The sequence below is a fragment of the Ruegeria sp. CH2 genome, assembly GCF_056537065.1.
Map to the genome: position 1 here is coordinate 136,342 of NZ_JBQFQV010000005.1, position 26,161 is coordinate 162,502.

At 54.7% G+C, this 26,161-nt stretch carries 21 protein-coding genes; 4 read left to right on the top strand and 17 right to left on the bottom strand.

Annotated features, from left to right (window positions below; genetic code table 11):
- Window positions 1-135: 135 nt before the first annotated feature.
- Both ACR0M9_RS09775 and ACR0M9_RS09780 read right to left on the bottom strand, forming a co-directional pair.
- Entirely contained in the window at window positions 136-600 is a 465-nt protein-coding gene (locus tag ACR0M9_RS09775; protein WP_480773453.1) for a hypothetical protein, read from the bottom strand.
- Window positions 584-5,170, bottom strand: coding sequence for an RHS repeat domain-containing protein (locus tag ACR0M9_RS09780; RefSeq protein ID WP_480773454.1), 4,587 nt, complete (start codon window positions 5,168-5,170; stop codon window positions 584-586). The genes ACR0M9_RS09775 and ACR0M9_RS09780 overlap by 17 nt, the downstream gene beginning before the upstream one ends.
- Window positions 5,171-5,686: 516 nt before the next feature.
- Here ACR0M9_RS09780 and ACR0M9_RS09785 point away from each other — a divergent pair.
- Complete coding sequence (locus ACR0M9_RS09785; RefSeq protein ID WP_480773455.1) at window positions 5,687-6,742, top strand: tyrosine-type recombinase/integrase; 1,056 nt, start codon at window positions 5,687-5,689, stop codon at window positions 6,740-6,742.
- An 84-nt stretch (window positions 6,743-6,826) separates the two neighbouring features.
- Here ACR0M9_RS09785 and ACR0M9_RS09790 read toward each other — a convergent pair whose 3' ends face one another.
- Both ACR0M9_RS09790 and ACR0M9_RS09795 read right to left on the bottom strand, forming a co-directional pair.
- Entirely contained in the window at window positions 6,827-7,879 is a 1,053-nt protein-coding gene (locus tag ACR0M9_RS09790) for a ParB N-terminal domain-containing protein (protein ID WP_170702625.1), read from the bottom strand.
- A complete protein-coding gene (locus ACR0M9_RS09795; protein ID WP_170702626.1) occupies window positions 7,876-9,186 on the bottom strand; it encodes an AAA family ATPase in 1,311 nt (436 codons plus the stop codon). The genes ACR0M9_RS09790 and ACR0M9_RS09795 overlap by 4 nt, the downstream gene beginning before the upstream one ends.
- Window positions 9,187-9,559: 373 nt before the next feature.
- On the opposite strand from ACR0M9_RS09795, the gene ACR0M9_RS09800 reads away from it, so the two are divergent.
- A complete protein-coding gene (locus tag ACR0M9_RS09800; protein ID WP_480773456.1) occupies window positions 9,560-10,258 on the top strand; it encodes a DnaA N-terminal domain-containing protein in 699 nt (232 codons plus the stop codon).
- A gap of 55 nt (window positions 10,259-10,313) precedes the next feature.
- Here ACR0M9_RS09800 and ACR0M9_RS09805 read toward each other — a convergent pair whose 3' ends face one another.
- The 8 genes from ACR0M9_RS09805 to ACR0M9_RS09840 all read right to left on the bottom strand — a co-directional run bounded on the left by ACR0M9_RS09805 (window position 10,314) and on the right by ACR0M9_RS09840 (window position 19,516).
- Window positions 10,314-11,333, bottom strand: a complete 1,020-nt coding sequence (locus ACR0M9_RS09805) for a nucleotidyl transferase AbiEii/AbiGii toxin family protein (protein ID WP_170702628.1) — start codon at window positions 11,331-11,333, stop codon at window positions 10,314-10,316.
- Window positions 11,324-11,920, bottom strand: a complete 597-nt coding sequence (locus ACR0M9_RS09810; RefSeq protein ID WP_171127191.1) for a DUF6088 family protein — start codon at window positions 11,918-11,920, stop codon at window positions 11,324-11,326. Before ACR0M9_RS09810 ends, ACR0M9_RS09805 begins: the two co-directional genes overlap by 10 nt.
- 166 nt (window positions 11,921-12,086) lie before the next feature.
- A complete protein-coding gene (locus ACR0M9_RS09815; RefSeq protein ID WP_480773457.1) occupies window positions 12,087-12,458 on the bottom strand; it encodes a ubiquitination-like system serine protease family protein in 372 nt (123 codons plus the stop codon).
- A 1-nt stretch (window position 12,459) separates the two neighbouring features.
- Window positions 12,460-13,836, bottom strand: coding sequence for a ThiF family adenylyltransferase (locus ACR0M9_RS09820; RefSeq protein ID WP_480773458.1), 1,377 nt, complete (start codon window positions 13,834-13,836; stop codon window positions 12,460-12,462).
- A gap of 14 nt (window positions 13,837-13,850) precedes the next feature.
- Window positions 13,851-14,705 carry a multiubiquitin domain-containing protein gene (locus tag ACR0M9_RS09825; RefSeq protein ID WP_480773459.1) on the bottom strand — a complete coding sequence of 285 codons (855 nt, stop codon included), beginning with the start codon at window positions 14,703-14,705 and terminating at the stop codon, window positions 13,851-13,853.
- Between the two features lie 69 nt (window positions 14,706-14,774).
- Entirely contained in the window at window positions 14,775-18,188 is a 3,414-nt protein-coding gene (locus ACR0M9_RS09830) for a UvrD-helicase domain-containing protein (protein ID WP_480773460.1), read from the bottom strand.
- Window positions 18,175-18,723, bottom strand: a complete 549-nt coding sequence (locus tag ACR0M9_RS09835; protein WP_480773461.1) for a hypothetical protein — start codon at window positions 18,721-18,723, stop codon at window positions 18,175-18,177. Before ACR0M9_RS09835 ends, ACR0M9_RS09830 begins: the two co-directional genes overlap by 14 nt.
- Window positions 18,713-19,516, bottom strand: coding sequence for an RNA polymerase sigma factor (locus ACR0M9_RS09840; protein ID WP_480773462.1), 804 nt, complete (start codon window positions 19,514-19,516; stop codon window positions 18,713-18,715). Before ACR0M9_RS09840 ends, ACR0M9_RS09835 begins: the two co-directional genes overlap by 11 nt.
- A gap of 491 nt (window positions 19,517-20,007) precedes the next feature.
- On the opposite strand from ACR0M9_RS09840, the gene ACR0M9_RS09845 reads away from it, so the two are divergent.
- Window positions 20,008-20,799 (top strand): class I SAM-dependent methyltransferase, encoded by a 792-nt coding sequence (locus ACR0M9_RS09845; protein ID WP_480623452.1) that lies wholly within the window; start codon window positions 20,008-20,010, stop codon window positions 20,797-20,799.
- A gap of 396 nt (window positions 20,800-21,195) precedes the next feature.
- Here ACR0M9_RS09845 and ACR0M9_RS09850 read toward each other — a convergent pair whose 3' ends face one another.
- The 5 genes from ACR0M9_RS09850 to ACR0M9_RS09870 are packed head-to-tail and all read right to left on the bottom strand — an operon-like array spanning window position 21,196 to window position 25,392.
- Window positions 21,196-22,281, bottom strand: a complete 1,086-nt coding sequence (locus tag ACR0M9_RS09850; RefSeq protein WP_480773463.1) for a flavin monoamine oxidase family protein — start codon at window positions 22,279-22,281, stop codon at window positions 21,196-21,198.
- Complete coding sequence (locus tag ACR0M9_RS09855) at window positions 22,281-22,955, bottom strand: SDR family NAD(P)-dependent oxidoreductase (RefSeq protein ID WP_480773464.1); 675 nt, start codon at window positions 22,953-22,955, stop codon at window positions 22,281-22,283. Before ACR0M9_RS09855 ends, ACR0M9_RS09850 begins: the two co-directional genes overlap by 1 nt.
- A gap of 4 nt (window positions 22,956-22,959) precedes the next feature.
- Window positions 22,960-23,637 carry a cupin domain-containing protein gene (locus tag ACR0M9_RS09860; protein ID WP_480773465.1) on the bottom strand — a complete coding sequence of 226 codons (678 nt, stop codon included), beginning with the start codon at window positions 23,635-23,637 and terminating at the stop codon, window positions 22,960-22,962.
- 15 nt (window positions 23,638-23,652) lie between these two features.
- Window positions 23,653-24,633 carry an MBL fold metallo-hydrolase gene (locus ACR0M9_RS09865; protein ID WP_480474286.1) on the bottom strand — a complete coding sequence of 327 codons (981 nt, stop codon included), beginning with the start codon at window positions 24,631-24,633 and terminating at the stop codon, window positions 23,653-23,655.
- A 57-nt stretch (window positions 24,634-24,690) separates the two neighbouring features.
- Entirely contained in the window at window positions 24,691-25,392 is a 702-nt protein-coding gene (locus ACR0M9_RS09870; protein ID WP_480474287.1) for a type 1 glutamine amidotransferase domain-containing protein, read from the bottom strand.
- A gap of 108 nt (window positions 25,393-25,500) precedes the next feature.
- On the opposite strand from ACR0M9_RS09870, the gene ACR0M9_RS09875 reads away from it, so the two are divergent.
- The gene (locus ACR0M9_RS09875; protein ID WP_480484710.1) at window positions 25,501-26,046 is read left to right on the top strand and encodes a TetR/AcrR family transcriptional regulator; all 546 of its coding nucleotides are present in this window, start codon (window positions 25,501-25,503) and stop codon (window positions 26,044-26,046) included.
- Window positions 26,047-26,161: the final 115 nt, after the last annotated feature.

The following is a 26,161-nucleotide window of genomic DNA, read 5'->3' on the forward strand; positions in this document are numbered from 1 at the left end:
CCATTCAATAATGTCGCACATTGTGTTGTGGACGTGTCGCGGTTTGCTGCCGCTCCTTTGCTGCAATAAATGCTATCAAAGGAGCGGCAGCAAACCGCGACACTTCCAAAAATACTCTGAACGACCCGAAGCCGTTTATCTAAAGGACTTCTGTACAAAATCCCTTGGCTCATTCACTTGAACACCGTCTTCGCCAAACGACAGGTTCCCAGAAGTTGGATCAATGAACACTAAATCTGGATTTTCTAAAGGGATAGGATAGGAATCGTTAAAGAATTTGAGACGGTCTCCATTCTCAAAACTATCAAACGGACCTGGCTCGAAGAATATCTTCTGCGCATTGGCCCATAGGCAGCAAACGAACCTGTTTCGCCTCCAAACCACAGTGCGATCCGGATTGGCGCTAGATTTGAAAAACTTGTAGGCCTCCCTGTCTCCTTCAAAGAAGAAGGGAAGTGCTATCGGTTCAATCAATAGAAAAAAGCCATTCAAACCAGGCCTGTCTTTCTCTTGAAGAACGTAGCATTCGTTACCTAAGTGAAACTCACTTTCGGGTTCTACTTCAGCGAAGAGGCCATCATTTTCAACGGAGAGTGTCATAAGGTCTGAAGCTCCTATGCACTACAGTGGGCTGACGGCTTCCGAGGCCAAAAGGGCTTTCCCAAACAAACGGTATCCTGACACCGACCTCGTACCTACCAGGCGTCCCATTGAGCATTCCGTCAACACATCTGCATTCGAAGTATCCCCAGTCCAGATCAGGTCCAGAAGGGTTTAACGAAAAGTTATTACCCGATGATCGGCCCGGTACACACGTGTTTCCCTCGTACCATACATGTGGATCAAAGGTCTGGGGAAACTGATGGTATGGATCAGTAGGGTTATTTATTGACGTCCGTGGGTGGTAATCAAACGGCAACCTTACAGGCGACGAGAAGGGACGCTGACCATCACCAAACGTTTGCTCTCCTCTAGGGTCAATATAGCGGTTTGGGTTCTGTAAAGCGTATCCGTACACGGATGGTCCATCGACAAGGCCGAGAGGATCGGCCTGGATGTATCGTCCTGTTGTTGGATCGTAATCGCGCATCCAGTTCTGGTGAAGGCCGGTTTCGGACTGGAACCACTGGCCGGGGAAGCGGAGGTCAGAATTGGCGCCTGTGGAGGTGTGGACGCCTCCGAAGGGCAGATAGGAGGCCTCCCAGACCTTCAGCCCGCTTGCATTTGTTGCGAATACCGGCCGTCCGATGTGGTCGGTGCGGATGAAGTAGAGCGTGTCGTTTTCGACAACGCCCACGGCCTCACCGTTGAACCAGATATATTCGCGCAGCAAGGTTGAACTGCCCGACATCGGATCGTACTCGTACTCGGCCAAACGGTTGCCGTCCGCATCGTGGATGACATGCAGGGTCTTGCCCAACTGCGTCAGGCGTCGGAGCACCTGCTGGCCGAGTGCGTTGTAGACATATTCAGCCTGCACCACGCCGTTGATCGAGAACTCCGACATTCGGTTCGCCGCGTTATAGGTATAGCCAAAGCCACCGCCCGAGCGGTTGTCGTAGGTGACGTTGCCAGCCATGTCATGCGTAAAGGTGCGGGTGTTCAGTCCGACACTGATATCTGCCAACTGGTTTGAGGTCGCCGGATAGCTGTAGTTGGCTGTTGTCAGGGAGCCGTTTTCGTCCTGCACCTTGCTCAGCCGGTTGCCCACTTTGTCATAGGCATAGTCGATATCCCCATAAGGTCCCGTCGCCTCGGTCAGACGTTGCTGGGCGGTATACTGGAACGTCTCGCTGTCCAGACTGTTCAGATTATCGATGACTGAGCTGAGGTTGTCGCGGGTTGTCCAGCCATGGGTCAGATCGCGCAACACCGTTGCGCCCAGCTGATCCTTCAGCGTGATCAACCGATACGAGCTGTCATAGCTGCGCGTATGGATTGCGGTATCGCCATAGGTAAACCCTGTAGCCGGACCGAAGGGCGCATATTGGACATCGCTCAACACCGTTTGCGCGGGTAGGAATTGCCCGGTCTGCGGGTCTATCACCTGACGTTGGATTGTCAGGCCCGTGATCCGTTCCTGGCTGTCATAGGTATAACCGATACGTAGACCCGACGGCGTGGTCACATGGTCAAGCAAACCGGTCGTGTTGTAGCCATAAGTTGTGTCGTAGGTCGTCGCCTGCAGTTGGCGCCGGTCCAGCTCCAGCCGACCTCCATCACCATATTCACGGCTGATCGTACCGGCGGAATCGGTGATAGATGCAACCTGACCTTCGCCCTCGCTTCCGTTGGCAGTACCATCGTAGGTAAAGATCTGATTTTCACCTGCGGAGGCCGGGAATGTCCGTGCTGTAATACGCCCACCGTTATCGTAGCTGTAGTTCGAAACCGTTCCCCGGCCGTCGATCATCGATGTCACCAAACCGCGCTCATCATAGGTGTAGCCAATGGAGCCTCGATCAGCACTGATTTCCTGGATCACCTCACCGAACCCATTATAGGTGAAGTTGGTGTTCAAGGTTCGCGGATCGGTGTATTGAGTAACCTGATCCGCGTCGTTGTAATCCATGTCGGTTTGCGCGCCGTTGCTTTGATCAACCTGCGTTACAAGTCGGTTCAGACTATCATATCCAAAGGTCGTCACATTCGATAGCGCATCAGTCGCGCTAGAGAGATTGTCTTCGACATCATGCGAGAATGCTGTGGTTTGCCCGTTTGACCCCGACAGCCCTCGAAGCCGCGAAAGCTCATCGAAAAGATAGTCCTGCTCAAACAGGGCGCCGCCGGTCGTAGCCTGATACTCGATCTTGGTCACGTTATCGGCAGCATCATAATGATAGATCATCTTTTGACCGGCCTGATCCGAAATAGATTGCAGACGCCGAGCCTGATCATAGGTGAAGATCCAGGTATGACCGCTGGTGTTGGTCAGCGAGATCAACTGACCGGCAACATCGTACGCATAGGAATTGATGTATTCCTTTGGTGAACCGGAATTCTCGACGGTTTGCACGACCCGGCCAAGACTGTCATAAGTTACGGCCCAAACCACACCATTCGGTTCTTCAATCCGCTGCGGTTGATCGTTGACATCAAAATCGCTGAATACTGTCGTCAAACCATTTGGATCAGTGATGCTGGTGACAGAACCTGTTGCACTATGCGTGTACGTTGTCACATCTGTAACACCATTTGCCAATAAGCCCGGTCCGTCGACGGACTGAAGTACCTTCAAGCCATTGGCAAGTGTGGTGTAGTTGTAGCTCCACGTTCGGCTTTGCCCATTGGTTGGACTGCCAACAAGTACGTCCGTTTGTGTATACGAAATCAGAAGACCATCAGCATCGTAAGCGAAACTCTCAGACAATTCGCCAGTTGATCTGCTAAGCGGAATTTGCAGCTCAGAGTGCCAATTATAGGACGTAATGCGCGGCGTGGTGCCATCCGCGTCTTCGGTTTTGGTTAAGACGAGCCCACGCGCATCTCGTTCGTAAGTTGTTCTCGAACCATTCCTTTCAATACGCTCGTAGATAAATCCTTCTGGCGCCCCAGAGTTTGGAGTGTAACCAAGAGATTTCGTAGTCGCCAAACAGCTCTGCGTCGCCACACCTTCTATTGTGACCGGACGCTTTATCCCGCCTACCCACGCGTATGAGTAGTTGGTCTCTTTTCCCAACGGGTTGGTGACTTTTACACCGCCCGCAGGTGCTGCACTATTAGTGTCATTTACGATTGAGAATCCCAACGATCCGTTTGCATGTCCCGTGAAAACGGCGCGCGGAACCCCTGTCTGAGGATCTGTTTCAGAGGCAGAATACTCAAAGCTAGCATACTGAAACGGAGCACCATTGGTATCTAATCGACCGTCTGATATTCCGGTTAACAACGGAAGTTCCCCCGAACCTTCCAGTGCCGAGTCATACGTGTAGCCTGTTGATTGCAACACCGCGCCCGTCTGCAAATCTGTAACGACTGCGGAAGTCAAATCCAGACCGTTATGGCGATTTGCATCAGCGTATGTGTAATCAATGGCAATTGTCGGTAAGAAATTCACTCCATCATAGGATGAATCAACTTCAATTCTGGCGACATTTCTCACCATCGTAGGCTCAAAATTCGAAATCACATTACTAAGACCAAATGGATCATGGGTACCCTCATTCCATGTGTAGTCTGCTCTCTGGCCTTTATTGTCCGTAATCGAGCGAATGCGTCCGTCGTTATGGCGATCAATGGTAATTTGATATCCGTCCTGCCACTTAACTTTGGTTGCGCGACGGTATTTTCCGCGGCTGGATGGTGTGTTGGGTGGCGGGTCAAAGACAGAGACAGTAATTTCGCGACCGGTCCCATCAGAAACTTTGAAGTTGTCGTTTTCGGGCGTGGGCGCATAGTTCCAAGAGTAGGGCACCTCGTCGTCGGTAGCACCGATATAGGTTAATGTTAGTGGGCTTCCCTCGATTTGCTGCGCACCGATGTCTCTACTATCATTCCCGAAAGTCGTTTGTACGTTTCCAGGGCTGTAAAGCACTGAGGCCGAGAGACGTGATTGTGGCTGAAAAAGCATATACGACCATGCCCCTTCCCATCCGAGCCCGAAAGTATATGGATTTTCGAATCTCCCGCCCTCTGAACTGTAATGTCGCGTTATCGAAAACCGGGGATCTTTGTGTGAACTCCAATCTGTTGTCACCTCTGATTTGACACCATGGGCCAACTCGATCGGGTTGCCAGCGGAATAATTCCCCGGATTTCCTGCAGATCCACAATTGTTATCACAGGATCCTGTCTGGCAGACGCAAGAGGGTCCCGCTTTGCAATACTCAGCCGGTTGCGCAATTCCCTGAGTCGTAACACAATAAAGCTGCGTATCACCTCGTCCATAGATCCATCCGCCATTCGGGTCAGGGCGTCGATTGTAGCATCTGAGCTCCTCGCCATAGCGCTGTTTGTGTATTTTGTAACCGGCTTCTTCGTATCCCGTTTCCTTCAAGTGAGGCCACAATTTGCACGCTTCAGCGGGTGATTTCACATACGTGTAACGTTCCGCGGCAATCTTCATCCACATATGCTCGCCCTGTGTCTCACACATCTGCTGGGCGACTAAACTTAAAGGGAGACAGCATGAAACAATCACCGCCAAAGCTCTTAGTAATTTATTGTTCATCAACATGTTTCTCTTTTAAGTAGTGTTTTGCGAGAAACTTTCTCTCAAGTTGAGGTGTTGTCAAGTAGTACCGGAACTTTGTCCAAAATTTCACAAAATCATGTGGGTGAGCCCTTTCAGTTCTACAGGTTCAGATAAATGGCTCAGACATCATACGCGCAAAATACTGGCCTTTCGCTCACTACCTTGACTATATTCACACACCTCTATCATACCTGATAAGTATCGCTTATCATGATTGATTGATTTCGCCGGAAAATGCGCGCAGAATGTGCCTCATGTCGGTTTTCCTTAACCACTGGACTCGCGATGGCATTGGTCCATAACCCGTAGACCCCTGCCCCGATCCGGCAGCAAACCTAAGTAGATGCAGCACAGTAACCTGGGATTTTGTAAACATGGACCGGCACAAACTCAGCCCGAGTCTACTCTTAAAGGACCAGAACAGCATAAGGCCAACCATGAGACATGGTGAAAACAAGCAAGAGCAGTCTACAGATTAGGGAAAATCGACACATGAAGCCCCCTGCCCCATACCTCCCCGCCGCCGCCCCTGCCCTCTCGGACACAGATCAGGAGGCGCTCACTGATCTTTATGTGCGCGGCACACCGGAAAACACGCTCAGGGCCTATGAACGGGATCTGCTTTATGTCACCGCCTGGAAGTCCGCGCGCTTCGCAGCGACGCTGGACTGGCCGGAATCTGAGGCCACCGCCCTCGCCTTCATTCTCGATCACGCCCGTGATTTGAATGACGCGCCAGAAACGGATGTGGCGCGCGAAACCGCAGAAGCGCTGATTGCTCAGGGGCTGCGCAAGTCCCTCATCTGCCCTGCCCCTTCGACGCTGGACCGGCGCATCGCCTCCTGGCTCGCCTTTCATCGAATGAAGAACCTGACCAGCCCTTTCGGTGCACCGCAGGTTAAGCAGGCCCGTGCCAAGGCGCGCCGGGCCGCAGCCCGGCCCCTTGCCCCAAAATCGCAGCACCCGATTACCCGCGATGTGCTCGAGCAGCTGCTGTCCACCTGTCGGGGGTCCCGGCGGGATTGCCGCGACCGCGCCATCTTGATGCTGGGTTGGGCTTCTGGTGGTAGACGGCGCTCGGAGATCACCGGATTGATGTTTGAAGACGTCTCGCTAAAGGAGTTCGACGAGAAAAGCCTGGTTTGGATTTCACTGCTGGAGACCAAGACGACAACCAAAGGTGAAACGCCGCGGCTGGTGCTGAAAGGCCGCGCGGCCCAGGCGCTGGTGCATTGGGTTGAGGTGGGCGAGATCCGCGAAGGGCCGCTGTTCCGCCCTGTCTCCAAGGCCGACCGGGTGCTGAAACGCCGCCTTTCCCCGGATGCGATCTATCAGATCGTCAAACATCGCCTCCAGTTGGCGGGGTTGCCGGAAGACTTCGCCTCGCCGCACGGTCTGCGTTCAGGGTTCCTGACCCAAGCGGCGCTGGACGGCGCCCCGATCCAGGCCGCCATGCGCCTGTCGCTGCACCGCTCCATGGCGCAGGCACAGAAGTACTATGACGATGTCGATATCGCAGAGAACCCAGCGACAGACTTGTTGGGGTAAGCTGGTGCTAAACGAAGAAAGCGGTAACCCGTGGGTTACCGCCATCAAAATTAAGAAATCTGAGCATGGGTAACCCGCGGGTTACTACTCGTTCAAAACAGCTTCGAAAGCCTCAACCGCTCTCTGGAGCTTTGACCGGTCAATCGAACTAAAGTCCTGACCAGACAATATCCTGCACTCTCCCTTGCGCGCAGTGATTTTTGAAGCGCCCACGTGGAACTCATACTTCACGCTCTCAACCTTCTCACGCCGCTTGCCGCTAGCTGGTTCAGCATCAGAACTTGCCACGAAAGCATCAAGTATTTCGTTTTGCTCACCGGCTGTGGATGCGCGCACTAACACATCTCTTAATGCAGCAGCTGAAGCCGATGACGCTCGAAGTTTCCGCGCAACCTCAACGCCAAGGTTTCTGGAAACACTCTTTGGAAACGGCAACGCACCCTCAAGTTCACTGAGCAGGTAAACAAAGCTACGAATATAGGAGCGTTTCATCTTGTGCAGGGATGAGTACAGCCTTCCGACCAAAGCTTCTGCATCCCCTGCCCCCAACTCTGAATCTTTAGAAGCAAGAATTGCCACTTGCGCCATCTCAGCAAACGTCAAGTCTTCCCGAACAACGTTCTCTTCAACCATGTCAATATAGAGGTCGATGCGATCACTCTGGGATTTGGCAACTCGCGCCGTAACACTGGAAAAGCGTTCATCACCGGTCTCTTCATAAAGCTGCTTAAGAGCAGTTACTCGTCTCCAACCTTTTTTGAGTTGGAAGCGTCCATCTGAATCCTTATAAAGCTCTATGGGCTCCTTCTGGCCGCGTTCCTGAATTGAAGCCTTGAGTTCATCCATCTCGTCGGAACTTGCGACAGCCGAAAGATCCAAGCGATCTCGTGGCAGATCTGTCGTATGAATTTCATTGATGCCAACCGCAACCAAGACTCGCCCCTCATCACGAGCTTTACGATACTCCTTAGCATCGGAGGCATTTTGCCGTCGCTGTTCGACACGGTTCTCAGTGCTTTCATTTAGGCTGTTTGCTGTCTCGCGAACCGCAGCCCCCATCGGCCCCACTTCGCGGCGGCGTGTTTTCTTGAGGTCATCTTCATCAATTGGAGTGAAGCCAAATTTATTCCCGCTCATTCTACCCGCTCCTCAATTTTAGTACGTGCCTCCCAAGCCCTTAGGACGACATCCCTAAATTCGCTGTATGCATTATCAAATGACTGACGCGCCCGTTTCCATGTGTCCCGAGTCATCTGTCTGTAGTCCTGCTCGTAAACAGACATCTGGAACCTACCAGATTGCTCGACCGCACGTGTCATTTCGATGGGATTTTGACAGACATCGGCGCCGAAGACATTTTTGAAAGCATCCATCATCGCGACGTGCAAAGAGTTGCTAGCCTCGAAGCGAGTCATGAGAACACGTATGTCATCGAACCTTTTAGGAAGCGTGATACCAGCATCCTGTGCAATACGTTCGAACCCGCTGGTTATGTCTTCCAAGGCATCGCCAAGCTGACCAAGATAACTCGTTGTGCTGTCATACTCCCAATAACCAGGACCAGACGGAATATAGAGGATGTCAGCAGCAAAGGCCGCATTCAAAGACTGGTATCCAATTGCCGGCGGGCAATCGAAAACAATCAAATCATATTGGTCGTCAGGCAACTCATCGAGATATCTTGCTACGCATCCAAAAAAACTCCATGCCTTATGAATGGACCTGTACTGAGCGGACGCAAATTCAACGAAGGCCGCGTTCGCACAGCTCGGGATGATGTCGATCGTCGACCAAGAAGTTCTTTGAATGAAGTCTTGTACACGTTGCGCGCCAATCGACTGAACATCTTCAGGCAATTCGTCGGCAGTAGGGTAGGGGCAATCTGCGGGATCATCATATTCGTCCGCGATCCGGTTCGCCTCACGGCAGAGATCGCGGCACATAATGCCCCAGACAGTATTCCACTCTCTAACTTCAGCCAGACCCATCGAATGCGTGAGTGTCGCCTGGGGGTCGAAATCCACCACCAGAACACGGTAACCATCAAGCGCGGCCGCATTCGCCAAGTGCTGGGCAACGACAGTTTTGCCGACACCACCCTTAAAGTTCGAAACCGCTACTCTCATAGCCCGGCCTGCCGGCCTTTGAGGCAGAAGGCTTTTACCTCTAAATCTCAGGCGCCGTCTCAACTCATTTATCTCAGCCAGAGAAAACCATCTTTGCCGCCCGTCATCTTCAGTCGCCCCTTGCGGAAGAGACGGATCTTCGGCCAACTTCTTTCTCAAGGTGTCCGCCGGGACATCAAACATGAACTGGCTAATTTCCCAGATCGAGAATGGTCGAAGCACTTTCTCGTCAGCGGGCGAGAAAGTAGCGCGGCGGACGGCAGCCTGTTGGGCCAGGCTTCGTTCGTTCATAGCTTGAAGGTCGGTGTGGTCACGCATGGTGCTGCTCTTGTTATATCACGAATGTCTTCTAATAACGCGATTTTGGAAAACTGCAAAACGTAAAGAATGGAGTTTCCGCTTTTTCGCCTCCGACTCGGTAAAAACGGGAGGTATTTCGAAAGCGAAGCTATGTTTTGGTGACAGGCAGCGACCAATTACCAGATATATGGTGACACTCGACCCCCAATATGGTGACAGCATAGTGTCACCTATAACCTATTAACCGAATTTTCTTTTGATTTTGAAGAAAGAGGCGGTCATCCTGTTTTTCAAAGCCCGTTGACAAACTACGGGATTTCATCACACTGAACCCAATTGATGGAATCGGTCAGCGAAACCGATCCGCTCGAGGCACAGTGGCAGTATCAAAATGGAAATAAAACGATTTACAGGATTTCAGGCCGGTTCTCAGAAGTACGATCTTTTGACTGCAATCTCTGTTGCGGGATTGAATGGCACACCCGGTTTTCAATGTTCGATGATGCGGCTCATTGCGTTGATAACGGCCCGATACAACTGGCGCACTGATGAGCTGACGGTCGGACAAAAAGAAATGGCCCGCCTCTGGTCCGTGGACGAACGAACCGTCAAGAGAGAAATTAAGCGATTGACGGATTCAAGTATACTTCTCCAGCTTAGGCCTGGGGTTAGAGGCCGCGTCGCAGCGTACCGACTCAACTACACGGAAATTTACCGTCTGAGCGAACCGATTTGGCGAAATGTTGGTTCTGATTTTGTATCGCGCATGGAGACACAAACTCCAAAACCGACCGAAAAGGTTGTTCATGTACAATTTGGCCAAGAAAAACCAGAAGCTGTTGAACATGAGGGACAAGACCTTCAGGATCCGTGGGGCAGGGCGCTTCGGCGCCTATCAGAGTCTGAAGCACTATTGTTTAAAAGTTGGTACTGCGATCTCAAATTTGTTGAAATACAAGATCAGACAATCACCTTGCGCGCACCCAGCAAGTTCATCGCACAGTACATTCAATCTCACCATTTGAAACCTTTACTTGGAGCGGTCCAGCTCGAGTTCGGGCGAATTCAGAAAGTGTGTTTGCTCGGCTAACAATCCAGATTTGTAAGTCGCACGCTGTGCCGTGAGACAACCGAAATTGCTGATTTCAACCGTTGAGTTTGGCCTCGAACATCCCGATGGTTTTCAGAATGTTGTCGAACAAGGGGGGATCCCCGATGATCATTTCTTGCATCCCCACATAGTCCCGGCGCAGCGCTGCTTTCAGCTCAGGGTTCGGTAGCAATCTTAGTGATCCGGGCCTGGCATTCTCGTAGTTAGCCCAAGCCGCTTTGAAGAAGACGGACTTATGGTGTGCAACCTGATCCAGCAAATCGATCTGTTCGATAGCGCGAGAATGGGTCTCGTGTTTGATCAACTGAGCCATGTCGTAATAATGGCGCGACATACGGTCAGCCAGAGGTTTGGTGATGTCCTGATGATAGAGCATATGCAGGATCGTGGCTTTCTCCCAGAATGTGCGTTCAACACCCAAGACCTTCACATCGACGTCGCTCGCCTCCAACAGGTCTGGAAATGCCTGATGCACATAAGGTGATATCCTGCGGGACTCGGCTGGAAGGTGAACCCCACGGGCGCCAAATTCGAACCGCACTACCGGCTGGATGTAGCCGCTGGCCGCACTTGTCTCGGATGGATAGGCGAAAAGCAAGGTTTGTGCATCATTAGGATCGACCGAGAGGGAAAAGTGCTGATCAAGCACGGCGCCAAACTTGATCTTGGTTTCTTTCAGAAGCGGTCCTGAGACTACTTTGGTGGCCGTATCCTGAAGCTCCTGCAGCAGTTGCTTTTGTTTTTTGCCTGAAAGGGCAGGGTGCTCGGGGTCACGTGTGCCGTCGAAACCGAGCTGTGCCCGGTCGAGAGACAGATCCACGTCTTCTGAGAACCGATGGATGATGTCATAGACCTTGGATAGCGATGTCCCACCCTTGAAGATCATGTGAGTGCCAAAAGAGGGCAGGGCGAATAGATGTTTCAGCGACCAGCAGACCCAGAAATCCTTCTCAACGATTGCCTTGGAAATGCCAAGCTTTGCGGCCGTTTCCTGAAACGCTTCTTCACGGTTCTTTGGAGTATCGTTGGCAAACTGGTCCAAGATCAGACCCATGCCACGATTTGCTGCACTACCGGGTGCATCCAGGCCGGAACATATCTACTTTGTCTTGCGAGCAATGCGCGGTCCTTAACATCCAGATTGCGGGCCAGCGTGTCGACAACACGGCTATCCACCCGGTTTTTGCCAACATAGCGTAACGCCTGAAATACGGCGCCGGTTTTCTGGCCTGCACCAACTAGCGTTTTGGATGATGCATTCCGGAACTGGATGACTTGTCGACCAACTGTCTTGGTGCGGGTCGGGCCGTCGGTCATGTAAGTCGGCTTGGACGGCACTTGGGTCGACAGCCCCAACTGGTTGGCTGCCATGGCAGGGGAGGGCTGTAGAACCTGATTGTCTTTGCGTGCAATCGCTTTGGCAATGTCATCGGCTGACGGAGACAACAGCCCTAATCGGGCGCTCTTTCTCGGATAGTCATAAAGCCCACGCGTTAACCGTCGGATCATCCCTTGATCCGCCAAACGCGACAATGCCTGATCCACACTTGCGCGGGAGCCAATATCCAGAAAGTCGGTTGGCGCAAAGATTGAGCCCCGGCCTTTTCCGATGATGCGTTGTCTAATCGATGAAGTGATCATAGTTTTCTCCTTGTCAGAAAATATAATACTTTTTTCTGACTTACAAGTTAGCAGAGTATCTGGGTGATTTTGTAAGTTCGGCGGAAAGCCGACTTTCGCTGCACTGTGTCGTCAATCCTTGAACCAACTCCGAAGCAGACCTTCCGCTTGTACCCACCTTTGAGTCTCATCTGTCCGCCTTAGGACCTTTGGATGGTCGTCCGCCCCGACACCAAGTGATTTGTCCCTTCTTGATCCAAAAATGGCACCCGCAATCATTCTTTTGGTGAACCGATGGATGCACCGTAGGTCGTGACCAAAAGTCTTCTGAGACCCTCCACCGCGGTCGCAGGTTAGGGTTGAGCGAAAGACTGATTACTTCTCCGCATCCACCGGGACACTTCAAACATGCCCATTTCTTGATATTGCCACTTTCTACGAGTGTGAGTTTACCCGCTTCAATCATTGACCTGTCTGGCAAGGTTGAAGCGCGTATCGTGAGAACATCAAAACGTAGCAGGCGCAGCAGTCGCAATAGGTGTGAGATGATGTTTTTCATTTCAGCTCACCACGTCCAGAAACGGTTGCATATCTGCCCGACCAAGTGTTGCTGGCTGGTTGCAACAAGGGCAATCTGGTTGCGACTCAAAAAACGGTCTGCGCTCGTCTCTGGCGTGAAAGCGCCGCATGCGCGTAGGTACCATTCCAGCCTCTCCAGCAAGCCCGGTCACCCCGGCCAACCATTCATTGACTGCCATCGTCGCCGCCTCGGTCGTAAAGGTGACGACGGCCGGGGACGGATCACCTTCACCCAGAACGTAGGCTTCTTCTTTCAACCGCTCATATGCATCGAGGTCATCGCGCTGCATCGCTTCTTCACGCGCTTGCCGTGGATCGACGTAGCCGCCGCAAAGTAGGCAAGGATGCCCAGGCACGAGTGTCGAAACGCGGGCGAAGAGATCATATGCTGTGTCCGTCCGCCGCTGCATTGCGAGTCCGACATCGATAACGGGGATGCCATAGAACCGCGCGAAGCGATTGAGAAACAACCGTCCGGCGTGGTCATCTGTGCAGCAAAAGATCACATCGCACGCTTTTAGCGAGTCCCAGGTTTCTGGGTGTCCGGCCCAGGCGTCCACACTTACCAACGTCATGCCGAGCCCGGATTCCTTCACGGTTCGCGTGTGAATAGCGGTCTTAGGCATTCTTGCATCGACATCCGAGCGCCGCGCTCCGTGAAGGCGGTTGAGATTTGTTTCGTCCACGATGTCTTTCTCGAATTGGACAGCCTCCTGAACGCCAAGCCGCAGGAGCAACGGCAAGACGGTACTGCCTGTCGCGCCCCCACCAGCGATGCCACAGCGAAAGCCAGCCACCTGACTTGAGGCTTCTTTGCCGAAGAGCCGGACCTGACGATCCAGAAAATCTGCGGGCGTTCCCTGCAAACCCGAAATACGCAACCGCGGTCCGGAATGCAGGATTCGATTGATGTCTTCAGCCTTGTCCTTTCGCGCCCAGATGCGTGCAGCGATATCACCGTCTCCGGCGACGACCACACTGATCAACCCTGGCACGCCTTTCAGAAGGGCGGTGCGGGCAAGTTCGGCTTCGTTGCGGTCGTCCTGTTCAGAGAACTTAGCCTGGCCGTTTGGATGGGTATGAACGAGGGCCGGGACGAGGCCAGTCGCCTTGGCCTCGCTCAAGAGCCGCATGAGGCCATCGGTCTGCCAAGTCACATGCCGCGCCGATGCTGATACGAGATCGTCATCGCCGATCGCATCGAAACGATGTGACACCAGACGCCGCCGCGGTTCGGTTGTCCATGGATCGACTTTGATATCGACGATGCCAAAGAGCATATAGGCTGAGCGCTCCGACCCGGCCCCTGCCACCAGCAGGGACCGAATTTGTGCCTCATGCGGGTCCAAGAGGATCATGTCCAAATCACGCATCAGACTCGGGCCCCCGCCAAGGCCGTCTGCACGCGGGCAACCATGGTTTGAAGACCATCGACCCCCGGGCGCCACGCATTGTTATGGCGGGACCACCTCTGCCACACGCGACCACCGAAGCGATGCTCAACGGTACAGGCTTTCGGCACCCGACCGGTGCCTGCCAAAGTCAGCTTCGGCGAGACATAGAACATGTCCGGCGGGCAGTCGGGATACCCCTTGGGAAGCAGGATCAGAACGTCTGCAGCCCCGTGGTTGAACTTGCCGTCCGGCAGCGGCAGGTTCTTCAGGATGATCCCCGTGTTGGCAGCCTCCGTAACCACTTCGAACACGTAGCCGTGACCCGAAAGATAGGTCTGATCTTTTGACGGAAGGGCATCCCCTTCCGTCGTTTGATCGATCAGCGACACGAACCGCTCAACACCGGCATCGGCAAGGTTGATCACATCCGTATCAGCGATCTTCTTGTCATGCTGACCCGGGATTTCCCGCCAAAGGTTGTAGTTAGGCGGCAACTTCGCGAGCTTGCGCAGCACGAAGCCGCTGATGCAGGCACGCGGCCATTCGAGATCGGCGTCATCGATCTTGAACTTGAAGCTCCGATCCGAACGAGCGACAAGCACCTTCTCGACGCCACGACCGCGCAGATCGTAACTTTCGTCTAGTCGGATGTCTTCGAAATCGCCATTGGACAGGATCGCAATGGCCACATGCTCATCGACAGGGCGACCACCAGTCGCTTCGATCAGCTGACGCCCCAGCACCTTGGGATCGTCGAAGACATGTTTTTTGAAGTTAAGGTCCTCATCGGCGATGAGTACAGTGAAGCGAGGATCATTTCCTTGCGGTTTCATATTGTTAGTCCTTGTTCAGTTAGAGGTCACAGACACCATGTCTGCGCCTTCACAAGGACAATCGCGGCGTCAGGAAGAATCCGGTAAGCCTGATCCGATTTTTTTTCTGAGCGTGCCCGATGGTGGCGGATTGCAGATGAAAAAGTGGGGGCAACGCGCACATCGGTCGCTGCGGTTGGGTGGAAAGCGCCCCTCTATGATCGAGATCGCGGCGTCCGCGATCTTCTTTTTTCGGGTTTTGATTTTGCCCTCGGAAATGCTCAGACGATCCCGATCACCGCCGGTCAAATACACGAATTCCGCCTCGCCACGCCCGTCAGCTGCAATCTGAAACGCGGCCGCATCGAGAGCGTCCAAAGCCGTGCCGGTCTTGCGGCCTGTGCGAATACGCCGGAACACTGTCGAATGACCCGTCTCGACCTGTTCGTGCGCTGTGACCACGACCTCAGCGTCATCGAAGCGTAGTGAGAGAGATTGCGGTGCCCGCCGGCGCTCACCTTGCCGGAGTTGGACAAAGAACCGCAGCAACTCGTCGGAAATCTGCCGGTACTCGGATGCGTAGCCGTGTTCTGTGGGTCCGTGAGCAACCCAGGCGGCGTCGATAATCGCCCGCATCTCGGTCTCATCAGGATTGTCATCGGGACGAGCTGTCAACTCATCGACCACAGCCTGCACGGCGTTGTGCATGCGCATCGGCGCTGACTCCAAGCGCCGTCCACCTACCTGCAGCACATGAGCGAAGAAGAATCGGCGCGGGCATTTGTCGAAGGTCGCGAGTTGAGACGGCGACATGCGGGCAATGCCATCAACCTCCAATGTGAAGCGTTCAGCTTCACCAACGACATCTCTTACGTTGGAAATCGGGTGTTGATCGTCCAGTTGGCCCGAGATGTCGTCAACAAAGCTGGACCGGCTCTGCCGATGACCGTTGGACTTCTTGTTCGGCGCGTAGAGGAACAGACCGTCTTCGGCCCGAGATAGCGCTACGAAGAACAAACAACGCTGTTCCTCATCATGGCCAGCATCTATTGCGTCGCTTCCCCGAAATACTGGCCCCTCGATCATGCCGTCGGGTGGAGGAAGACCACGGCTCTGTTTGGCGGAGCGTGGGATCGAGCCGCTTGTCAAAGACGGGAGGTGAAGCACCTTAAACTCGAGACCCTTACTCCCGTGGATCGTCATCAGACGAACAGCGTCTATGTTTTGGGCGGCGGCAGGCAGATCGCGTAAATCCCGTTCGTCTGACAGTATCACCAGACGCCGAATGTGTTCCAGGAGATCGCGGATAGGGTAGCCTGATTTTTCGGGAAGGGCTGAGCGCAGGAAGTTTTGGAATTGCCAGAGGGCAAGCGCAGGGTTGGCGTTCCCCTCACGCGCCTGTTTGGCTATGTCGGCGGCAAGGCGGGTGCGGTCCAGATAGATTTTCGTGATCACCTGCCACGCGGTTGCCGTCGGCTCAATTCCCTCAAACGCATCGACAAGGGACTTCACTGAGGCCCGACCGCCTTCACTCATTCCTGGCGCTGTTTCCAAAAGGGTGCGCCAATCGAGCGGCAGAGGCTTCTTTGCCGCCCGAACCGTTTCGATAGCGACGGCGACGTCTTCGATAGACATCTGAAATGGCAACATCGAAGCAATGCAGGTCAGCCCCATAGCCCTTGGATCGATTACAAGCGATAGGAGAGACAATGCTTCCTTGATCTCCGGCCGGTCGAACAAAGGACCGAGGAACAGCACCGGGATTCCGCGCGCCTCAAGGCCAGCGGCTATTTCTGCCAAACGCGCATTTCCCTTGCAGATCACGGCCTGGTCGCGAAACGCGGTCGTGTTACCGCAGGCAGCCATTATGCGTGCTGCGATTTCGTCAATCTCGTGATCTTTGGAGACAACAGAAACGAAAGAGGGCGATCCACCGCTTTTGCCCTTGAAGGCGTTTGCCTGAAAGCCCGAAGTCGCCATACGTATCGTCGCGAAAGTGCTGAACGTGTCGCAGATTTCCTGGGATGACCGGTAGTTCATGCTGAGTTCAAGTGACGTCCCACCAGGGAAATCTTCTGTTTCGAACCGATTGATGTTGTAGGAGGACGCGCCCCGAAAACGGTAGATCGACTGCTTGGCGTCTCCCACGACCCAGAGATTCTTGCCCTCCGGTTTGAGAGCGCGCAGAAGCCGAACGCTTGCGCGGTTCACGTCCTGATACTCGTCTACAAGGACGTGTTCATATCGCCCTCGCAACTCCTTTCGCACGGCCTCGTCGGATTCGACCAAGGCCGTTGGGCGGGCAACAAGATCGCCGAAATCGACCGCACCGCGCTCGGCTTTCAATTGTTCATAGAGGTCGTAAACGGAGGCGATATCGAGGCACTTCTCCGCAGCTATCTTGTCTTCTTCCGTCTCCGCCGCATCAGCCATCTGCTGCGCCAGCTCGCGGTAGCGATGTTGATCGACAACTTCGTCTTTCGCCCGCGAGATTGCCGAAAGGATGGACCGCAAATTGTCGGTTGGGTCCCAAAGATCGTTGAAATGCTTTAACCTCAGGCGCGGGAATTCGTCCTCAAGAAGCGCTATAGCTTCCGTGGCATCGATCAAGCGCGGGTCTGGAGGCAATCTTGCCCGATCATGGAACCGGCGCAGAAGGTCGAGCCCAAAAGAGTGAAATGTTCCGATCCACGCAGACCCGGCTGCCTCCGGCCAGGCCAGCATGGCACGATCCGTCATTTCACCGGCAGCCTTGTTGGAGAAGGTGAGCAGCAAGATGCTCTCCGGATCGACGCTGCGGTCCTTCAATACCGACAGCCGGCCGACGAGCGTCTGAGTTTTTCCGGTGCCAGGCCCAGCTTTCAGGAGCAAGGCCTTGCCTTCATGTTCAGCCGCGTGTCTCTGTTCTTCGTTCAAGGGTTTGGGCGGCGACGCCGCATCATCATCCGGCTCACTCTGCGGAAGTAAGAGCGCATCAAAAAGCTGAACGGCCACCATCGGATAGGGGGCACCAAGCTTCTTGGTGATGTCACTTGCGCTCAAACCTTCGTCGATATGCCACGACCAGGCCATGGCGCGTGGAAACAAGAACTCGCGTGCAAAGAGGTCCATTTGCACCTCCTCGCGTGCGCGATTGCTGTAGTCGACTACTCGATCGGCACCGACGGATGACGGGTCTGCAGACCGAGCCGGATCGACCTCCATTATTGGCGGTATGTCTACTTCACCACCAAATTCGTGGTGCCCGACTTCGTGCGCGACCAGGAAAGCATCCAGAAATACATCACCCGTGTCTTCATGCAGGATGGTGGCAGATGCCCGTTGCAGAAGAGCTTTGCCGCCTTTGAGCTGCGGATGACCCGCTGGAAGTCTCCTCACCTCAAGATCGCGAGCTCCGGCTTCAGCCAAAACCAATTCGTAAGGCTGTGTGGGATCGCCGCCCTCGTTCACACGGTGATTATGAAGATCGGTCGCGCGTACGCGTATCGCTTCAATCCGATCCATCGTCAGCTAGCAGCGACTGCAACACGCGCTGCTCCTCCTCGGAAAGACCGGCACGATCAACGTAATCTTGGAAGTCAATTGGCGGCACGGCACCTGGCTTTACATCTGATTTCATCGCAACGGCGTGCCCATCACCTTGCTGCATGCCGCTGATGACATCCTGCATGTGTACTCCGAGCTTATTTGCCAGAGTTTTCAACAGGCTCGTTGGCATCGAGGCGATTTGGACAACTTCGGCGGTCAAGCCGGTGAAGAAAGCTCGAGGAAGACCGAGGTCACGGGCAATTTCCCTTACACCTGTTCCAAAAAGGGATTGTCGGACGTGTTGGACGCGCAGCACTTCCGCGCTTACGGCCTTGGTTTCAAGTGGAAGGCTTGCCTCAGCCGACGCCAAATCGCTCATCGATAGTTCGTTGAAGAGCGCAAGGAGGTCCTGGGTGAATTCCGGGAAGCGCTGGAGGTATGCCTTGAGAATTGCAGGCGACATCTCTTCTTCCACGGTGAAGTCGTTGAGGACGTCTTCTCTATTGGCCATCACCAACCTCCAGTTCCAGCGCTTGCCGGATTTTTGTAAAAGCACGATCCCGTCGGTTGCGCACAGTCTTTTCAACGCAGCCCAAAAGCTCCGTCATCGAGGGTTCGCCATCTTTGTTCGTCTCAATAGGAATGTCTGCGAGCATCAAATCAACTACCTCTCGTTCGTCTGTCGGTAGAGCGTTAATCGCGTCACGCAGATGAATCCGGTAATCGAGATCCTCTTCAGACGTGAGGCCGACTTTCTTGTATCGCTCCAAAGCGGCTTCGACGACAGCGCGCACCTCGCCGGTGACTTCGTCCTCCATGTCCTCATTAGCGTTTTCCCGCCAGCTTACTTTGCGGAGCTTCGTGATGTGCGCCGCGCGAACAGCCTTGTCGAAGACAACTTCGTAGATATCGAGTTGTTCGTCATAGTCCTGCCGGTCGGTGAACATCAACTCCGTGACATGATCGACGGTTGCGTCACGAATTTCAGAAAGACGCGCATCTTCGTGGATTTCCTTGCCAACCTGGCGGTTTGCCCGCGGACACGCGGCTTCAACCCGATCGCGCAGAATGTCGTAGAGCTGAATGAACCGACCGTCTGAATTGTCAGACTTTGTCTGGCGCAGATAGTAGACGAGTACTTCCGACGGGATATAGTCGCTATGTCGCCGATCCCGAATGGACGCGCGGTCAAGCAAATCCTCAAAGGACCAATCAAGGCTCTTCTCGATGTACTGATTTGTTGGCGATCGTCGCGTATAGAGTTCGCCGCTTGTTTTGCGTTTCCGCAGTGGTTCAATACTCATTCAAATACACGATTAATCCTTGCTCAGTGCTTTACTATCAGGGAGCGAACCTTAGCGGCAAGTGCTCAACTATATCGAGCGCCCATTTGATATGATCCTAAGTAAAATTCATCTCTTCAATTTTTCGGCGAGAACATCGCCTGGTGTGGGCTCTAAATGGCGTGATTATGATGTTGGCTTGAACGCCTTCATCAAGCAAGCAGAATGCACTGCTTGATTGAATGACCGCTAACCGCAAGCTGCATCGAAGCGAATTTTGTTGTGAGCAATGTCCGGTTAGGGCCGTCTGGGCGATCAGCTGATGGCGGGGTAGGGTCCTGTGCTGCAACGTCACTGAGGTCCGGAATGAGCCCAAAATGACCGATGCTGCGCTTTGCATGAATGTCCAGATCAAAGGACATCCTGAACACAACACAATCAACGGCGGTTTGACCTGAGAATGGGTACGCGCATACGCTGTCGCTAACAGAAAAAGCGACAAAGGTTTTTCCATGACATTTCAATTGGCAGGTAACGGACCCAAAATCTACGAAGAAATCATGGTGCCCCTTTGGTTTGGCCGATGGGCTGAGGCGCTTGTTGAACAGGCTTCACTAGTTTCTTCGGAACGTGTCTTGGATGTTGCTTGCGGAACAGGTGTGACAACCCGACTGGCAAAGTCAAAGGTTGGAGCAAGCGGGAAGGTCGATGGTCTGGATATCAACGCGCCAATGCTCGCCAAGGCAAAAGATTTAGCCGGTGATCTCGATATTCAATGGATTGAGAGCGATGTATGCAGCAGCGGACTGCCATCAGGGTCTTACGATGTCATTCTTTCGCAGCATGGCTACCATTACTTTCCGGAACAGCCCAAAGCTCTGAGTGAGTTCTTGCGGCTCCTGGTTCCAGGCGGGCGTTTGGCCTTCTCAATCTGGGATGGTCATAGCGCTTACACTGAAGCCCTCTGCTCTGCCGTTGCCCACCACATCTCCCCCGAGATTGCAGAAAAGCAGAGCGCTCAACGGCAGACGCCACCGGTGGAAGAATTAAGAAAACAGGTCGCGGATCAAGGGTTTTCGGATGTGGCCGTTCAGAGGCAAGAGCTGATGATCGATGTTCCGCTTGCGCCAGAATTTGTTCCCATGCATCTGGCGTCTATGCCTATTGCAGGCGCATTTCTCGCACTCGAAGAAGATGCGCAAAGTGCCTTGATTCAAGAGGTCGCGGAAATGCTCGACGCATATGTTGTGGGCGATAGACTTGTCTACCCTGACGCGGTGAATGTCGTGACAGGACGCAAATAATATCCTCGCGTCGCTCATGCCCGCGTGAATCCACAACCCAGATAGGTTGATATCTAACTGCAACGTTGCTGCGTCAGGCGCTGAAAGCAGACACTTGCGCCCGTGCAGCGAATTCACGCTGCGTCCCGCCGTCCAGACATCTGCCGCCGTCGTGATCGAGCTAGCGCAGCGAATGGCGGCAATGTGGGCTGCAACCGCAGAAGACGAACAACCGTGTGAACGGCAAGAATGGGCCGTCCACGAGGGCCGAAATATAGTAGGCATTCGATCTGATGTTTAACCACCTCCAACTGCGGTTGTGAGCGGTCTTTGTAGCAGCGCCGTGATATCCCGCCATCGAACCATCTTCCATACGTGAGCGATCATTCAAGACAAAGGGCGACAGTGAAAGCTCGGTCAGGCCTCAGCTATGATGGTTTCATCTGCGAATGCTGCAACTCTCTCAGCAGCTTCCAGGGCACCTTCGAGAAATCCGCCGTACCCGCGTGCGGTTTCGGTTGAGCAGAAATGGACACCTCTTTCCGCAAGGCTGCCAAGGACAGAAGGCAAACCGTAGCTTGGGTGAAAGCGAACCGGGACGTGATCCTGCGCGCGGGAGATTTCCGCGATTGTGGCCCAATCCTGCAGTTCCAGATCAAGGGGCTGCGCCATTTTGGGGCCAAACATGGCCGTGAGTTGCGCCAGGGCCTGATCCATCATGGTGTCCTTGTGTGCCTCGCGCGTGTCGGCGGGATAGCCGACGAAACCGAACAGAGCGTAGGGGCCGCCCTCCATGGGAGACGCGTCGTGGATTTCGACCATGGGGCCGCGATGGCTCATGGCGTCACCTGATAGCCCGGCGTTGCGCCAATGGGGCTCATCGTAAACCGCGAGGATCTTGGCCTCCCCGGCCATCCAGGTCGGGATGTTCTTCAGGGCCTGAAGCTGAGCCGCATCTAGCGCCGGCTCGAATGTGACGGTATCCGCAATCACCCGCGGCGGGATGGCCAGCATTATCTGCCGGGCTTCAACGGTATAGGCCGTGCCGTCATGATCGAGAAGTGCGGTGATCTTACCGGGAGAATGCCGGACCGATCTGAGGCTGGTTTGCGTCAGGACGTGACCGGCATCCAGAGATCCGGCAAGCGCCTTGATCATGGCGCCCATGCCCCCGGCAAGTCGGTAGGACCCCTGCATCGACGCATAGCCGCGGGCGCGGTGAACCGCCCCGGATTGGTCCTGATACATCTGATCGCCGGTTGAAGACTGTTCGAACACCGGGATTCGGAAACGCCGCGCGAGCGCAGCCATGCGCGGCTGGCCAGGCCAGAACCAGGCCGGCCCAAAGTCGAACTTTCCGCCCGAGAGCTCTTTGGTCAGGATGCGCCCGCCAAGGCGATCCTGCGCCTCGATCAGTAGGAAATCTGTGCCCTGGCCTGTCAGGTGATCAGCAAGGGCGAGGCCGGACAGGCCGCCGCCAACAATAAGAGTGTCGGTTTGCATCAGAATGCCTCCCGCATGGGTCTGAGATCCAGCTCGTGGGTCCAGGTGGATTGCGGCTGGCTGGCCAGATCAAGATAAACCTTTGCGATATCGGCGGGTTTCATCATCCGCGCCGGATCCATCTTGTGCAGATCCCGACTGGCCCTGGTGTCGACGATCCCGTCCAGGATCACATGCACCACATGCACGCCTTGCGGCCCGTATTCGCGAGCCAGGGATTGGGTCAATGCCCGCAAACCTGCCTTGGCCGAAGCGAAAGCCGAGAAGTTCTTGCCACCGCGCAGGCTGGCCGTGGCGCCAGACACGATGAAGGTGCCGCCCCCGGTGTCGGCCATCGCGGGCAAAACACCTTGCGCCAGAATGACCGCTGACAGGACCACGGAACGCCAGGTCGCCTCGAAGTCATCCGTGCTTGTCTCCTCGAAGGGCGAGATGACAAGGTTCGCCGTGTTGTGGACCACAAGCTTGGGCGGGCCATGGGTGCAGATCATGTCCCGGAGCTTCGCCCTGTTCCAGCGCTGTTCGGTCAGATCGACAGCCAGCGTGGTACAGGCGCCTTGCGGCACGGTCCGGTTCAGCCCAAAGGCCGTATATCCGTTCTGAGCAAATGACGTGACCAGCGTCTGTCCAAGGCCGGGGCCGGCACCGGCGACGATCGCGAGAGGTTTGTCCATTGTCCTATCCTTGGGTCGGGATGATTGGCGGTTGCGCCAAGTGGTCGGATTTGATCCAAAGACGGGCACCTTCCAACCCGGCCGTGGCGTTGAGCGCCATACCCGGTGGCAGACGCAGCCATGAGTTCTTCTGGAAGACTTCTCCGCCTTCGGTGAAGCTGCCGTCGATCACCAGTGCCTCGAACCCTTTGTGCCCGGTCACGTTTACATGTGCCGATGCGTCCCAGATCTCGATCCGGACCCGTTCACGGGAATCCTCAAAGAGCGGGATTTCGGATATGCCATCTGCAACCGGGCGCGGGTCCTGCGCGTTTGTGTCGATTGTCAGCTGTGTGCGGTCCTCCGGGTCGAACTGCCAAAGCTTGACCAGGATCGTTGCTCCGTCCGCCGCGCTTGGCGTATGCGACGTGGTCGGCGGGTTGCGCACATAGGTGCCGACGGGAAGATCCCCGTGCTCGTCCTGAAAGACGCCGTCAAGCACCAGAAACTCTTCGCCACCGGTATGGGTATGGGCCGAAAAGGCGCTGCCTGGTGCATAGCGGACAATCGTTGTTGCCCGTGCAACCTCGTCGCCGATCCGGTCGAGCATGCGACGGTCGACACCCTTCATTGGCGAGGGGACCCAGGGCTCGTTCTCCGAGTGGACGACAGCGCGTTCATCAAAGTTTGCATTGATTTCCATGGCTCATTCCCTTTCTCAAAGGTTGATCTTCATGCCGACGGCAATCGGCACAACCCGTTCGCCGTATTGGCGTTCCAGCGCGTTTGTCGCACGCCAACCTGTGCAGTGGCCGGGCATGATCAGGTCGATGTCGAACTGCGCAAAGTCGGCGACGGTCCGGTCGATGATCTTTTCGTTGCCACCGGCAAGGTGAAAGCCGCCGGTTAGGCCATGGATCGGCACTCCGGGGATATCCCTTTGAGCGGCATGAAGGACATTGACGATACCCGCATGGCTACAGGCCGAAAACACCACCAGCCCTTTGCCCGCGATGTTCACCGCCACATAGCGTTCGTCCATGAGCAACGGGTCGTCTTCCCAACCCGCGCCGTCTTCGGTGCGGCGGACATGACCCGGAAATCCGACCTCGTAATCCGTGACACGGGGAATTTCGCCCGAAATATAGAACATATCGTCCAGCACGCTGACCGGTTGATCCGTAACAACGGGTGTAGCCCCCTGCGCAGCCAGGGCTTCGGGCGTGGCGATTTCGCGAATTTCGATCAGTTCCCCCGATGAAAGCGGAAAGGCGCGTTTGCGGAACATCCCGGGATGCAGATAAACCGGTAACTCGCCGGTCTGGCCATCCTTGCGGATCAGGTCGATTGCCGCTGGAATGCCGCCTGCATGGTCCCAATGCCCATGCGACAGGGCGATCGCCTCGATGGCTGCAAAGGATTTGCCAAGGCGTGATGCGTTGAACTCGACGGCAAAATCCACCGGCCCGGCGTCAAAGAGCAATGTATGTTCCGTCACACCGCGCCGGGCTGTGATGATCAACGCCAAGCCGTGATTGGCACAACACTGACCGGCGCCCGAGATTTGCTTCATCCCGACGTTGTGGAGGTTGATCCACTCATGGGTGAACCCCTCGGGCACGCTGGACAGGCTGTCCGTCCGGTTGTCGATGAGAACGAGAATCTCGACACTGTCGATGGGTTGCAGATCGGCGGACATGGGACTTCTCCATTTCGAATTGCCGGGGCGGACAGGTGCCCGCCCCGACGTAAGGCGTCAGGCAGCCAGGCGCTGCTTGAGCGCTTCCGCGAGTGGTGGTGCCGACGCCGGGCTTTGGCCGGTCATCAGGGCGCCATCTTCGACCACGTTGGCCTCCCAGTTGGCCTTGCTGACGTAGGTGGCGCCACGGCGTTTCAGTTCATCTTCGAGAGAGAACAGAAGGTGATGCAGAAGCTCGATCTCACTGTCTTCGTCGTTCTTGAAACCGGTCAGGCTGAGGCCCTCAACCAGGTAGCTGCCGTCTGACTTCTTGATATCCCGCAGTATGGCCGGCGCGTGGCAGACCATCGCGACAGGCCGTTCGGATTCGTAGAACTCCCGGATCATCTTGATAGCATGGCTGTCCGACGCCAGATCCCAGATCAATCCATAACCGCCGGGTACGAAAAGCGCATCGAAGGTCGAATAGTCGATCTCGCGCAGTTTGCGGGTATTCTGTACCGCGAACATGGCCACCGGATCGTTGAAGAAGCGGTCAGTGTTTTCGGTAGTGAACGGAGCCTTCATCGACAGCAGGTCAATCGGCGCGTTGCCGCCTTTGGGCGAGGCAAAGACAACCTCATAGCCCGCTTCCGTCAGGACGTAATACGGGGTTGCGACCTCTTCGAACCAGGTGCCGGTTTGCTTGCCCGAGATGCCCATTTCGTCAACGGACGACATGACCAGCAAGACGCGTTTTTGTTTGTTTCCAGTAGCCATCAGCGTGATCCTTTCATCAATATCTATCTATCACTAGGTAGATAACAGTTAGAAGTTGATTCCTGGGCTGTCAACGTTTATCTATCAATCGGTAGATTGGAGGTAGTCATGCCACTGACAATGAAAGAAAAAATTCTCATCGCCGCCGAGAAACGCGTGCGCAGTGCGGGCTTTTCGGAGATGAGTTTCCGTGACCTGGCGAACGATGTGGGAATCAAAAGTGCCAGCGTACACTACCATTTCCCCACCAAACCGGATCTCGGGGAGGCTCTCGTCACCCGCTACGCCGAGCAATTCAAGGCAGAACTGGACAAGATTGACCTGAACGATCTGCAAACCGCTCTGGACTGCTTCGTTTCGCTCTACTCCAAAGCGCTTGTGCTGAACGAATCGATATGCCTTTGCGCCGTCATGGGCGCCGAGGCCATCGGACTGCCGGAAAACATCAACCAACGCACAAAAGCCTTCTTCGAGATGAACAAGGCATGGCTCCAAAATCTGCTCGTCAAGCATGGGGTCAAGGATGCCGCTGACAAGGCAAACCTCATCGTCGCCGCCCTTGAAGGGGGCATGATCGTCGCATCAGCGTCAAACGATCGATCGATGTTTGAACAGGTTGCCAAAGCTGCAATTCGCGGCGTTGGTACGATTTAGGAACAGAAGCTAGCAGTGCGTCCCATGCGCAGGGGCGGGGATCTGTTGCAAACCTTTGACTGTTGACGCTCATAAGTGCTTCGAGTGAATGGATATCGGAATATTGAAGTCGAAG

Bases quoted from the DNA above. Each gene is read 5' to 3' on its own strand.
- ACR0M9_RS09775 (WP_480773453.1), bottom strand. From the start codon at position 600: ATGACACTCTCCGTTGAAAATGATGGCCTCTTCGCTGAAGTAGAACCC.
- ACR0M9_RS09780 (WP_480773454.1), bottom strand. From the start codon at position 5,170: ATGAACAATAAATTACTAAGAGCTTTGGCGGTGATTGTTTCATGCTGT.
- ACR0M9_RS09785 (WP_480773455.1), top strand. From the start codon at position 5,687: ATGAAGCCCCCTGCCCCATACCTCCCCGCCGCCGCCCCTGCCCTCTCG.
- ACR0M9_RS09790 (WP_170702625.1), bottom strand. From the start codon at position 7,879: ATGAGCGGGAATAAATTTGGCTTCACTCCAATTGATGAAGATGACCTC.
- ACR0M9_RS09795 (WP_170702626.1), bottom strand. From the start codon at position 9,186: ATGCGTGACCACACCGACCTTCAAGCTATGAACGAACGAAGCCTGGCC.
- ACR0M9_RS09800 (WP_480773456.1), top strand. From the start codon at position 9,560: ATGGAAATAAAACGATTTACAGGATTTCAGGCCGGTTCTCAGAAGTAC.
- ACR0M9_RS09805 (WP_170702628.1), bottom strand. From the start codon at position 11,333: ATGGGTCTGATCTTGGACCAGTTTGCCAACGATACTCCAAAGAACCGT.
- ACR0M9_RS09810 (WP_171127191.1), bottom strand. From the start codon at position 11,920: ATGATCACTTCATCGATTAGACAACGCATCATCGGAAAAGGCCGGGGC.
- ACR0M9_RS09815 (WP_480773457.1), bottom strand. From the start codon at position 12,458: ATGAAAAACATCATCTCACACCTATTGCGACTGCTGCGCCTGCTACGT.
- ACR0M9_RS09820 (WP_480773458.1), bottom strand. From the start codon at position 13,836: ATGATCCTCTTGGACCCGCATGAGGCACAAATTCGGTCCCTGCTGGTG.
- ACR0M9_RS09825 (WP_480773459.1), bottom strand. From the start codon at position 14,705: ATGAAACCGCAAGGAAATGATCCTCGCTTCACTGTACTCATCGCCGAT.
- ACR0M9_RS09830 (WP_480773460.1), bottom strand. From the start codon at position 18,188: ATGGATCGGATTGAAGCGATACGCGTACGCGCGACCGATCTTCATAAT.
- ACR0M9_RS09835 (WP_480773461.1), bottom strand. From the start codon at position 18,723: ATGGCCAATAGAGAAGACGTCCTCAACGACTTCACCGTGGAAGAAGAG.
- ACR0M9_RS09840 (WP_480773462.1), bottom strand. From the start codon at position 19,516: ATGAGTATTGAACCACTGCGGAAACGCAAAACAAGCGGCGAACTCTAT.
- ACR0M9_RS09845 (WP_480623452.1), top strand. From the start codon at position 20,008: ATGACATTTCAATTGGCAGGTAACGGACCCAAAATCTACGAAGAAATC.
- ACR0M9_RS09850 (WP_480773463.1), bottom strand. From the start codon at position 22,281: ATGCAAACCGACACTCTTATTGTTGGCGGCGGCCTGTCCGGCCTCGCC.
- ACR0M9_RS09855 (WP_480773464.1), bottom strand. From the start codon at position 22,955: ATGGACAAACCTCTCGCGATCGTCGCCGGTGCCGGCCCCGGCCTTGGA.
- ACR0M9_RS09860 (WP_480773465.1), bottom strand. From the start codon at position 23,637: ATGGAAATCAATGCAAACTTTGATGAACGCGCTGTCGTCCACTCGGAG.
- ACR0M9_RS09865 (WP_480474286.1), bottom strand. From the start codon at position 24,633: ATGTCCGCCGATCTGCAACCCATCGACAGTGTCGAGATTCTCGTTCTC.
- ACR0M9_RS09870 (WP_480474287.1), bottom strand. From the start codon at position 25,392: ATGGCTACTGGAAACAAACAAAAACGCGTCTTGCTGGTCATGTCGTCC.
- ACR0M9_RS09875 (WP_480484710.1), top strand. From the start codon at position 25,501: ATGCCACTGACAATGAAAGAAAAAATTCTCATCGCCGCCGAGAAACGC.